Genomic DNA, 7,409 nt, shown 5'->3' with positions numbered 1-7,409 from the left:
GAAGTGACATTCGAAGTGGCGGCGGAAGCACAATTGCCTCGGGCTTTGGCTTGCTATTGGCAGCGGCGTGGCCGATGTGGGAGTTTGTGCTGCACGACTATCAGCGCCGCCGGGTGTTGACCCTGCTTAACCCCGAGAGTGATAAGCTGGGCGCGGGCTGGAATATTATTCAGTCGAAAACCGCCATCGGTTCCGGCGGTTTTGAGGGCAAGGGCTGGCTGAAGGGAACGCAGTCGCATTTGGACTTTCTGCCCGAGAGCCACACCGACTTTATTATTGCCGTGCTCGCCGAGGAGTATGGCCTGCGCGGCGTGCTGTTATTACTGCTACTGTACGCCTTGATCATCGGTCGCGGCGTGTGGATCTCTACCCAGGCAAAACATTGCTTCGGAAGGCTGTTGGGCGGGAGTATTATCCTCACTTTCTTTGTCTATGTGTTTGTGAATATGGGAATGGTCTCCGGGCTGTTACCGGTGGTGGGTGTGCCACTGCCGCTAGTGAGTCAGGGCGGCACATCGCTGGTGACATTGCTGGTAGGTTTTGGCATCTTGATGGGGATCTGCGCCGACGAACGTCTGGTGCATCAATAGTGCGTTCGCCGCGCTGAGGCGCCCGCTGTGCGGGCAGGCAATAAAAGAGAGAATAAACGTGATACTAAGCAAATTGATCTCCACGCCACTGCGCCGCGCTGCGGCGGCGCTGTTATTGGTTGCGCCGCTGGGGGCTGCGGCGGACTACAGCCAGCATGAAAAGGCCGCGGCATTTGTCGATAAAATGGTGGAAAAACACAGTTTTGACCGCGATTGGGTAGTGAGCCTGTTAACGGCGGCGGAAAAAAAGCAGTCGATTATCGACGCCATGGAGCGCCCCGCTGAGTCGGTGATGACCTGGGGACGCTATCGCAAGATATTCATTCAGGATTCACGCATAAACCAAGGTGTGGATTTTTGGCGGGAGCACGCCGACACCCTGGCGCGTGCCGAAAAAGAATTTGGCGTGCCCGCGGAAATGATCGTTGGCATTATTGGCGTGGAAACCCGCTATGGCCGCAACAAGGGCAGCTACCGTGTGGTGGATGCGCTGGCGACGCTGGGCTTTGACTTCCCCCGCCGCAGCACCTTCTTCCTCGGCCAGCTGGAAGAGTATCTGCTGATGGTGCGCGAACAGGACTTTGACGCCTTGAGCTTTAAAGGCAGCTACGCCGGTGCCATGGGTTACGGCCAGTTTATTCCCAGCAGCTATCGCGCTTACGCCGTCGACTTTGACGACGACGGCCAGGCCGACATCGTCAACAACCCCGTCGACGCCATTGGCAGTGTGGCCAACTACTTTGCCCGCCACGGCTGGACAATGGGTGCGCCGGTGGTAGACGCCGCGGTACTGAGCGAGCCCGTTGACGAGACCCTGTTCAATGCCGGCCTAAAGCCGTCAAAAACCCTGGCCGAGCTGAAACTGGGCGGTATTGCCAGTGCAAGCCCGCTCGATCCCAGCCAAAAGGCCACCGCGATGAAGCTGGAGGGCGCGAAGGGCGACGAGTATTGGGTTGGCCTGCAAAACTTTTATGTGATCACGCGCTACAACCACAGCGCGATGTACGCGCTGGCGGCTCACCAGCTCAGTCAGTTGATTGCTGAGCAATACCGGGGCGCTGTGGCTGCAAAATGATACCGCGCTGTTTACCCTTGTGCGCAGCCCTGCTGGGGCTGCTGGCGGCCTGTAGCTATCAGCCGGTGGCGATTGCGCCCGGCGAGCAGCGGCCGCTGATCACGCCGACCGAGCAGGATGGCGCCCCGCCCGAGGTGCTGGACCCCGGCAGCATTGCCGATGCGACACCGCGCGCCGAGGTTATTCGGCTGGCGGGCAACAGCAACCCCTATCAGGTGCTGGGAAAAACCTATCATCTGGTCGACGACCACCGCGGCTTTAAGCAGCGCGGTGTGGCGTCGTGGTACGGCACCAAGTTCCACGGCAAGGCCACTGCCAACGGCGAAATTTACAGCCTCTACGAGATGTCGGCGGCGCATCGCAGCTTGCCGATTCCGGTTTACGTTCGGGTAACCAACCTGCAAAACGGCCGACAGGCGGTGGTGCGGGTAAACGACCGTGGCCCCTTCCACTCAGACCGGATTATCGACCTGTCTTACGCGGCGGCGGTAAAACTGGGCTTTGCCCGGCAGGGCACGGCAGCGGTGGAAATTGAAGTGATTGACACGGATAATACCGGCGGCGAACAGGCCGTGGCCGATTACTATCTGCAGGTGGCCGCTTTCTCGCAGCTGGCATCGGCGCAGGCCTTGCAGGAGTCCTTGCGCCAGGGGATGAGCTACCCGGTATCGGTGGCCAGTCAGCTGGCCGACGCCCAGGCGATCCACCGTGTGCGCATCGGCCCGCTGCCAGACTTCGCCACCGCGCAAGCCGCCCGCAAAGCGCTGCGCGGGCGCTGGTCCGGCGAGCCGCAGCTGGTTGTCGACGAACGCCGTTAATCGGGCAGTGGCTGCGGCCGCTGCAATAACTCTTAGAACCAATCGAAAAGGTCTTGTTTTGAAACGCTTAGTGTTTGTGATTCTCGCCGCAGTGATGTCTCTGAATGTGGCCGTCGCCCAGCAAAACCTGGTGCCGGCGCCGCCCAGCGTGGCCGCCTCGGGCTATCTGTTGATGGATGCCGACAGCGGCGAGGTGCTGATTGAACACAATGCCGATCAGCGCCTGCCACCGGCCAGTTTAACCAAGCTGATGACCAGCTATGTGCTGTCTTACGAGCTGGAGCGCGGTCAGGTCAGCAATCAAGACCTGGTTACCATCAGCAAAAATGCCTGGGCGCAAAACCCGCTGTTTGCCGGGTCGTCGCTGATGTGGATAGAAGTGGGCAAGCAAGTCACCCTGGGCGAGCTGCACAAGGGGGTGGTGATCTCCTCTGGTAATGACGCAAGTGTGGCGGTGGCCGAATACCTGGCCGGCAGCGAAGACGCCTTTGCCGGCATTATGAATCAGCACGCGCAGATGCTCGGCCTTACCAATACGCACTTTGTCAATTCCCACGGCTTGCCCCACCCCGAGCACTACACCTCGGCGCGCGACCTGGCCACACTGGCGCGGGCGATCATCGGCTTTCCCAATGAATACGCCTTGTACAGCGAAAAAGAATTCATCTACAACAATATCCGCCAGAACAACCGCAATGGCCTGCTGTGGACCGACCCCAGTGTCGATGGCCTGAAAACCGGCCATACCAGTGAGGCCGGTTACTGCCTGGTGACCTCGGCCAAGCGTGAGGGCATGCGGCTGATTTCGGTGGTGATGGGCGCAAAAAGCGAGAGCGCCCGCGAGCGCGAAACGCAAAAGCTGCTGTCTTACGGCTTCCGCTACTTTGAAACTCACCACCTGTATTCGGCGGGCACCGAGCTGGCCAATGCCAAAGTGTGGAAGGGCGCTGAGACCAGCGTGCCGCTGGGCGTGCGCGACGATGTTTACCTGACCATTCCCCGCGGCAAGGTCGACGCGCTGAATGCCCAGTTGATTATCGACGAGGTGCTGACGGCACCGATCGCCGCCGACAGTGAATACGGTGAGTTGCAAGTGAAGCTCGACGGCGAAGACGAAGTGCGGGTGCCGCTGATTGCCCTGCAAACCGTCGACGAAGGCAGTATCTTCAAGCGCCTGTGGGACAGCATCGTGCTGTTCTTTTTGAACCTGGTTTCCTGAGGGCAGCAGTGTGACTGAGCAAGAGCCACCGAAAATCGAGTTTCCCTGTGATTACCCCATTAAGGTGATCAGCGACAACCACGATGAGGCGCGTCGCAAAATTGTGGCAGTGATGGAACAGCACGCCGGGCCGCTGGCCGAAGGCTGTATTACCGAGCGCTTGAGCCGCGAGGGCCGCTTCCTGTCGATGACCGTGACGATTGTCGCCACCGGCAAGGAGCAACTGGAGTGCATCCACGTTGATCTGAAGGCCACCGGCGTTGTGAAAATGGTGATGTAGTGAGTACTCGCAAACTTTATCAGCGCCGGCTGGCGGGGCTGCAGGCCTACGAGCCGGTGTGGCATGCGATGCAGGCCTACACCGATCAGCGCGGCGGCGACAGCCCCGACGAGCTGTGGTTCTTGCAGCACCAGGCGGTGTTTACCCAGGGCCAGGCCGGCAAGGCTGAGCATATTCTGATGCCTGGCGACATCCCCGTGGTGCAGGTCGATCGCGGTGGCCAAGTCACTTATCATGGTCCCGGCCAATTGGTCGGCTATGTACTGATCGATCTCAAGCGCCTGGGTATCGGCGTGCGCGATCTGGTAACGGCCATCGAGCAGAGTATTGTAGACAGCCTGGCCGAGCTCGGTATTGCCGCCCACCCGCGCGCCGATGCGCCGGGCGTGTATGTGCAAAGCGGCGCCAAAATTGCCCAGTTGGGCCTGCGCGTGCGCCGCGGCTGCAGTTTTCATGGCCTCAGCCTGAATGTCGACATGGACCTCAGCGTGTTTCAGCGCATCAATCCCTGCGGTCACGTGGGCATGGACGTTACCGATATTCGCAGCCAGCGCCCCGAGCCGGCGCCCGCTGTCGAGCAGCTGATGGACAGTCTGGCGGCCCAGCTGGCCGAGCGCTTGAACTATAGCGACAGCCCGGTACTGGACGACAATCAATTACCCGAGTTGCCCTAGCAGCCCGGCAGAGGTAGTAGCAATGAGCGAGCAGAACATCGGTGGTAGCAAGCGCCCGGCAGCCAAAAAAGTGGTGCAGGGCGAAAAACTGCGCGGCGCAGAAAAAGTGGCCCGCATTCCGGTTAAGGTTATCCCCTCGGTGGAGCTGCCGGTTAAGCCCTCGTGGATTCGCGCCAAGCTGCCCGCCAGCCCCGAAATCAGCCGTATCAAGCAAATACTGCGCAAGCACAAGCTGGCCTCGGTGTGCGAAGAGGCCGCCTGCCCTAATCTGGGCGAGTGTTTCAGCGGCGGCACCGCCACCTTTATGATCATGGGCGAGATCTGCACCCGCCGCTGCCCGTTCTGCGATGTCGCCCACGGCCGCCCCAATGCCCTGGACGAAAACGAGCCCGCAGAGCTGGCCGAAGCCATTGGTGAAATGCAGCTTAAATATGTGGTGATCACCTCGGTCGACCGCGACGACCTGCGCGACGGCGGTGCTCAGCATTTCGCCAACTGCATTCGCGAAACCCGCGAGCGCAGCCCCGGTATTCGCATAGAAGTGCTGGTGCCCGACTTCCGCGGTCGCATGGATGTGGCGCTGGATATTCTCGAAAAAGAAGCGCCCGACGTGTTCAACCACAACCTGGAATCGGTGCCCAGCCTGTACAAAAAAATTCGCCCCGGCTCCGACTACCAGTGGTCGTTAGACCTGCTGAAAAAATACAAAGAGCGCCGCCCCGACGTGCTGACTAAATCCGGCTTGATGCTCGGTCTCGGCGAAACCCCCGAAGAACTGATTCAGGTCATGAAAGACATGCGCGCCCACAACGTCGACATGATCACCATGGGCCAGTACCTGCAGCCCAGTCGCGACCACTTGGCGGTAGAGCGTTTTGTTACCCCCGAAGAGTTCGAAGAGTTTGGCCGCATCGCCGAAGACCTCGGCTTTAAAAGCGTGGCCAGCGGCCCGATGGTGCGCTCCTCCTACCACGCCGACAAACAAGTCGACCTCAGCCTGCTGAAATAACTCAGGCGTCTGCCAACAAACCGCTTAGGGGGCTGCGCACGCCGTGCGCGCCCTGCTTGAGCACATGGGTATAGATCTCTGTGGTTTTTACGTCGCTGTGGCCCAGCTGCTGCTGTACCGTGCGAATATCCGCGCCCGCTTGCAGCAAATGGGTGGCAAACGAATGGCGAAGGCTGTGGCTGCCCACCGCTTTGCGAATCCCGGCGGCCTGACTCGCCGCGCGCAGCAGCTTGTTGATGCCCGTTTCATCTTTGTGGTGTCGCCTGAGCTTGCGCGTGCCTGGCTCCAGGCTCAAGCGGGACGACGGGAATAAAAATTGCCAAGGCAATGATTTGCTGGCATTGGGGTACTTGCGCGCTAAGGCATCGGGCAGCCAAACGCCCTCGTATTGCCGGTGCTGTATGTCTTCGGCGAGCAGCAATGCTACGTGGCCCTCCTGCCGCCTGAGTGCGGGAAGTAACTCCGGCGCCAGCGTGGTTAAACGGTGCTTGTTGCCCTTGCCATTCCAGACCTGTAGCTGCAAATTGTCGTAGTCGATGTCCTTCACCCGCAATCTCACTAGTTCCATGCGGCGCAAACCTGAGCCATACAGCAACGCCGCCATAAGGTGATGCTCACCGTCGAGCTGGCTAAGCAGCCGGCCGACTTCCTCTTTGGTGAGTACAACCGGCAGCTTGCGCTGGCGGTGGGCGCGGCGGAATTGTGAGACATCGCCGACGGACTGCCCCAGAAATTTGTCATACAAAAAGACCAGCGCATTCAGCGCGATGCTCTGTGTTGCAGCAGACACCCTTCTCTGCGTGGCCAAAAACGTTAAAAACTCTTCTATCGCGCTGGGCGGAAGCTCTTTGGGATGTTTCTTGCCGTGAAAGAGTATGAAATACTTCAGGAACCTCTGCACAACCTAGCAATATCTCAGCGGGCTCTTTGGTGTGTGCTGGCAAGGCGCCGCTTGAAGGCCAAGGCTGGTTGTCCTTGGCGAGAGCGGCAACGCCGTCCAGTGCACCCCAAAGAACCGCCCTGCGGGGCTTTGCATGAGTACGTCATGCGGCTTTAAAGCTGCTTGAAAGGCAGCCAGCCTTCCTTCGCAACTTCGCATTGCCTGACACACTCATGCAAAGCCTGAGGTATCGCTAGGTTGTGCAGAGGTTCCCTGTCCAGTACAGGTACGACTTGATGGTTCTCAAGCTATAGCGGCGCACCATCATATACTCGCGAATGGATGCCAAAAACGGTGAATGTGACATGGATGCCGACTCCTCCCTGAAATACGGCGCTAGCTCGCCAATTCCTGGCCTGCCCACCCTGAATTATCGTGAAGGTTTCACGTTTTTTCCATTGGCGAATTCTCTCAATGAAATTTCTCAATTTTTCAAAGGCTTGTGGGCCTCCTGCAATGCTGGCGATAATTATCGTGCCTTCCCGATAATAATTATTATGAGGACGGAGTCCTCATTAACAGGCTGTTATACGTAAGGAGAGAATGTGCCAACGGCAACACTAAAAATATTTTTAGCTTATGGAGATCCCAAAAGACTTCGTACGGCCGAACTTTCAAACTGGACTGGTAAAGCAGTTTCTGGACCAAGGAGTGAGTTTGATAAACTTCTTGCAAGAGAAGAGTCATTGAGCTCAGGAGTCTATTTTTTAACTGGCACTGACCCAGAAACCAATAAGAGTGCAATTTATATTGGCGAAGCTGAGTGCATTCGTGATCGAGTAAAAAGCCACTTAGCTAAAGACT

The 7,409-nt window shown here is 58.5% G+C and carries 8 protein-coding genes and 1 pseudogene; 8 read left to right on the top strand and 1 reads right to left on the bottom strand.

Annotated features, from left to right (window positions below):
- The 7 genes from ABYM29_RS13895 to lipA form a co-directional block, all read left to right on the top strand.
- Window positions 1-590, top strand: a 590-nt coding sequence (locus tag ABYM29_RS13895; protein ID WP_372865378.1) for an FtsW/RodA/SpoVE family cell cycle protein, incomplete at its 5' end; no start/stop codon positions are given.
- 58 nt (window positions 591-648) lie between these two features.
- The gene (gene mltB, locus ABYM29_RS13890) at window positions 649-1,665 is read left to right on the top strand and encodes a lytic murein transglycosylase B (RefSeq protein WP_372865377.1); all 1,017 of its coding nucleotides are present in this window, start codon (window positions 649-651) and stop codon (window positions 1,663-1,665) included.
- Entirely contained in the window at window positions 1,662-2,483 is an 822-nt protein-coding gene (locus tag ABYM29_RS13885; protein WP_372865376.1) for a septal ring lytic transglycosylase RlpA family protein, read from the top strand. Before mltB ends, ABYM29_RS13885 begins: the two co-directional genes overlap by 4 nt.
- 94 nt (window positions 2,484-2,577) lie before the next feature.
- Complete coding sequence (locus ABYM29_RS13880; RefSeq protein ID WP_372865380.1) at window positions 2,578-3,702, top strand: D-alanyl-D-alanine carboxypeptidase family protein; 1,125 nt, start codon at window positions 2,578-2,580, stop codon at window positions 3,700-3,702.
- Window positions 3,703-3,712: 10 nt separating this feature from the next.
- Window positions 3,713-3,982 (top strand): YbeD family protein, encoded by a 270-nt coding sequence (locus tag ABYM29_RS13875; RefSeq protein WP_372865375.1) that lies wholly within the window; start codon window positions 3,713-3,715, stop codon window positions 3,980-3,982.
- 68 nt (window positions 3,983-4,050) lie between these two features.
- The gene (gene lipB, locus ABYM29_RS13870) at window positions 4,051-4,656 is read left to right on the top strand and encodes a lipoyl(octanoyl) transferase LipB (protein ID WP_372865379.1); all 606 of its coding nucleotides are present in this window, start codon (window positions 4,051-4,053) and stop codon (window positions 4,654-4,656) included.
- 22 nt (window positions 4,657-4,678) lie between these two features.
- Complete coding sequence (lipA, locus tag ABYM29_RS13865) at window positions 4,679-5,665, top strand: lipoyl synthase (protein ID WP_372865374.1); 987 nt, start codon at window positions 4,679-4,681, stop codon at window positions 5,663-5,665.
- Window position 5,666: 1 nt separating this feature from the next.
- On the opposite strand, the gene ABYM29_RS13860 is transcribed toward lipA, so the two are convergent.
- Window positions 5,667-6,566 carry an integron integrase gene (locus ABYM29_RS13860; protein WP_372865372.1) on the bottom strand — a complete coding sequence of 300 codons (900 nt, stop codon included), beginning with the start codon at window positions 6,564-6,566 and terminating at the stop codon, window positions 5,667-5,669.
- Between the two features lie 584 nt (window positions 6,567-7,150).
- Here ABYM29_RS13860 and ABYM29_RS13855 point away from each other — a divergent pair.
- Window positions 7,151-7,409, top strand: a pseudogene (locus ABYM29_RS13855) (GIY-YIG nuclease family protein); the annotation flags it as partial.

This window comes from Spongiibacter sp., assembly GCF_041602295.1.
Lineage (GTDB): Bacteria > Pseudomonadota > Gammaproteobacteria > Pseudomonadales > Spongiibacteraceae > Spongiibacter.
This window is presented reverse-complemented; position numbering and strand designations above follow the sequence as displayed.

Excerpts from the sequence above, each read along its gene's own strand:
- lipB (WP_372865379.1), top strand. The coding sequence starts at position 4,051 with ATGCAGGCCTACACCGATCAGCGCGGCGGCGACAGCCCCGACGAGCTG.
- lipA (WP_372865374.1), top strand. The coding sequence starts at position 4,679 with ATGAGCGAGCAGAACATCGGTGGTAGCAAGCGCCCGGCAGCCAAAAAA.
- ABYM29_RS13880 (WP_372865380.1), top strand. The coding sequence starts at position 2,578 with ATGTCTCTGAATGTGGCCGTCGCCCAGCAAAACCTGGTGCCGGCGCCG.
- ABYM29_RS13885 (WP_372865376.1), top strand. The coding sequence starts at position 1,662 with ATGATACCGCGCTGTTTACCCTTGTGCGCAGCCCTGCTGGGGCTGCTG.